Annotated in this window: 1 rRNA gene; it reads right to left on the bottom strand. The window is 53.1% G+C overall.

Features of this window, described 5'->3' with window-relative positions:
- Positions 1-23: 23 nt before the first annotated feature.
- Positions 24-2,930: ribosomal RNA gene (locus tag OMR58_RS25960) — 23S ribosomal RNA — on the bottom strand.
- Positions 2,931-3,074: the final 144 nt, after the last annotated feature.

The raw sequence follows: 3,074 nt of genomic DNA, 5'->3' as shown, positions 1-3,074 counted from the left end.
CACCAGAACGCTTCTGGTGTTGTAAGGTTAAGCCTCACGGGTCATTAGTACCGGTTAGCTCAACGCATCGCTGCGCTTACACACCCGGCCTATCAACGTCGTAGTCTTCAACGTCCCTTCAGGACTCTCAAGGAGTCAGGGAGAACTCATCTCGAGGCAAGTTTCGCGCTTAGATGCTTTCAGCGCTTATCTTTTCCGCACTTAGCTACCGGGCAATGCCATTGGCATGACAACCCGAACACCAGTGGTGCGTTCACTCCGGTCCTCTCGTACTAGGAGCAACCCCTCTCAATTCTCCAGCGCCCACGGCAGATAGGGACCGAACTGTCTCACGACGTTCTAAACCCAGCTCGCGTACCACTTTAAACGGCGAACAGCCGTACCCTTGGGACCTACTTCAGCCCCAGGATGTGATGAGCCGACATCGAGGTGCCAAACACCGCCGTCGATATGAACTCTTGGGCGGTATCAGCCTGTTATCCCCGGAGTACCTTTTATCCGTTGAGCGATGGCCCTTCCATTCAGAACCACCGGATCACTATGACCTGCTTTCGCACCTGCTCGAGCCGTCACTCTCGCAGTCAAGCTGGCTTATGCCATTGCACTAACCTCCTGATGTCCGACCAGGATTAGCCAACCTTCGTGCTCCTCCGTTACTCTTTGGGAGGAGACCGCCCCAGTCAAACTACCCACCAGACACTGTCCCCACGCCGGATCACGGCGCCAGGTTAGAACATCAAACGTTAAAGGGTGGTATTTCAAGGATGGCTCCACGCAGACTGGCGTCCACGCTTCAAAGCCTCCCACCTATCCTACACATCAAGGCTCAATGTTCAGTGTCAAGCTGTAGTAAAGGTTCACGGGGTCTTTCCGTCTTGCCGCGGGTACACTGCATCTTCACAGCGAGTTCAATTTCACTGAGTCTCGGGTGGAGACAGCCTGGCCATCATTACGCCATTCGTGCAGGTCGGAACTTACCCGACAAGGAATTTCGCTACCTTAGGACCGTTATAGTTACGGCCGCCGTTTACCGGGGCTTCGATCAAGAGCTTCTCCTTGCGGATAACCCCATCAATTAACCTTCCGGCACCGGGCAGGCGTCACACCGTATACGTCCACTTTCGTGTTTGCACAGTGCTGTGTTTTTAATAAACAGTTGCAGCCAGCTGGTATCTTCGACTGCCTTCAGCTCCGTCAGCAAGTGACTTCACCTAGCGACAGCGTGCCTTCTCCCGAAGTTACGGCACCATTTTGCCTAGTTCCTTCACCCGAGTTCTCTCAAGCGCCTTGGTATTCTCTACCTGACCACCTGTGTCGGTTTGGGGTACGATTCGTTGTTACCTGATGCTTAGAGGCTTTTCCTGGAAGCAGGGCATTTGTTACTTCAGCACCGTAGTGCCTCGTCATCACACCTCAGCGTTAACAAGGTTCCGGATTTACCTGGAACCTCCGCCTACATGCTTAAACCGGGACAACCGTCGCCCGGCTAACATAGCCTTCTCCGTCCCCCCTTCGCAGTAACACCGAGTACAGGAATATTAACCTGTTTCCCATCGACTACGCCTTTCGGCCTCGCCTTAGGGGTCGACTCACCCTGCCCCGATTAACGTTGGACAGGAACCCTTGGTCTTCCGGCGAGCGGGCTTTTCACCCGCTTTATCGTTACTTATGTCAGCATTCGCACTTCTGATACCTCCAGCAGACCTCACAGTCCACCTTCTGCGGCTTACAGAACGCTCCCCTACCCAACAACACTACGTGTCGCTGCCGCAGCTTCGGTGCATGGTTTAGCCCCGTTACATCTTCCGCGCAGGCCGACTCGACCAGTGAGCTATTACGCTTTCTTTAAATGATGGCTGCTTCTAAGCCAACATCCTGGCTGTCTGTGCCTTCCCACATCGTTTCCCACTTAACCATGACTTTGGGACCTTAGCTGGCGGTCTGGGTTGTTTCCCTCTTCACGACGGACGTTAGCACCCGCCGTGTGTCTCCCGTGATAACATTCTCCGGTATTCGCAGTTTGCATCGGGTTGGTAAGCCGGGATGGCCCCCTAGCCGAAACAGTGCTCTACCCCCGGAGATGAATTCACGAGGCGCTACCTAAATAGCTTTCGGGGAGAACCAGCTATCTCCCGGTTTGATTGGCCTTTCACCCCCAGCCACAAGTCATCCGCTAATTTTTCAACATTAGTCGGTTCGGTCCTCCAGTTAGTGTTACCCAACCTTCAACCTGCCCATGGCTAGATCACCGGGTTTCGGGTCTATACCCTGCAACTTAACGCCCAGTTAAGACTCGGTTTCCCTTCGGCTCCCCTATACGGTTAACCTTGCTACAGAATATAAGTCGCTGACCCATTATACAAAAGGTACGCAGTCACACCCCGAAGGATGCTCCCACTGCTTGTACGTACACGGTTTCAGGTTCTTTTTCACTCCCCTCGCCGGGGTTCTTTTCGCCTTTCCCTCACGGTACTGGTTCACTATCGGTCAGTCAGGAGTATTTAGCCTTGGAGGATGGTCCCCCCATCTTCAGACAGGATATCACGTGTCCCGCCCTACTCATCGAGTTCACAGAACGTGTGTCTTTGTGTACGGGGCTGTCACCCTTTGCTGCGCGACTTTCCAGACGCTTCCACTGACACACAAACTGATTCAGACTCTGGGCTGTTCCCCGTTCGCTCGCCGCTACTGGGGGAATCTCGGTTGATTTCTTTTCCTCGGGGTACTTAGATGTTTCAGTTCCCCCGGTTCGCCTCATGCCACTATGTATTCATGACATGATAGTGTGACGAATCACACTGGGTTTCCCCATTCGGGTATCGCCGGTTATAACGGTTCATATCACCTTACCGACGCTTATCGCAGATTAGCACGCCCTTCATCGCCTCTGACTGCCTAGGCATCCACCGTGTACGCTTAGTCGCTTAACCTCACAACCCACAAGCGTCCCGAAAGACGGCTGTCAGTTGCAAGCATTTGAGAGACTCGAACATACCGTGCTTCATTCTTATTACGGAGAATGAAAACAGTATGTCGTTTCAATTTTTCAGCTTGTTCCGGATTGTTAAAGAGCA

Origin of the sequence: Erwinia sp. INIA01 (assembly GCF_025947915.1) — a bacterium.
GTDB lineage: Bacteria > Pseudomonadota > Gammaproteobacteria > Enterobacterales > Enterobacteriaceae > Erwinia > Erwinia coffeiphila.
This window is presented reverse-complemented; position numbering and strand designations above follow the sequence as displayed.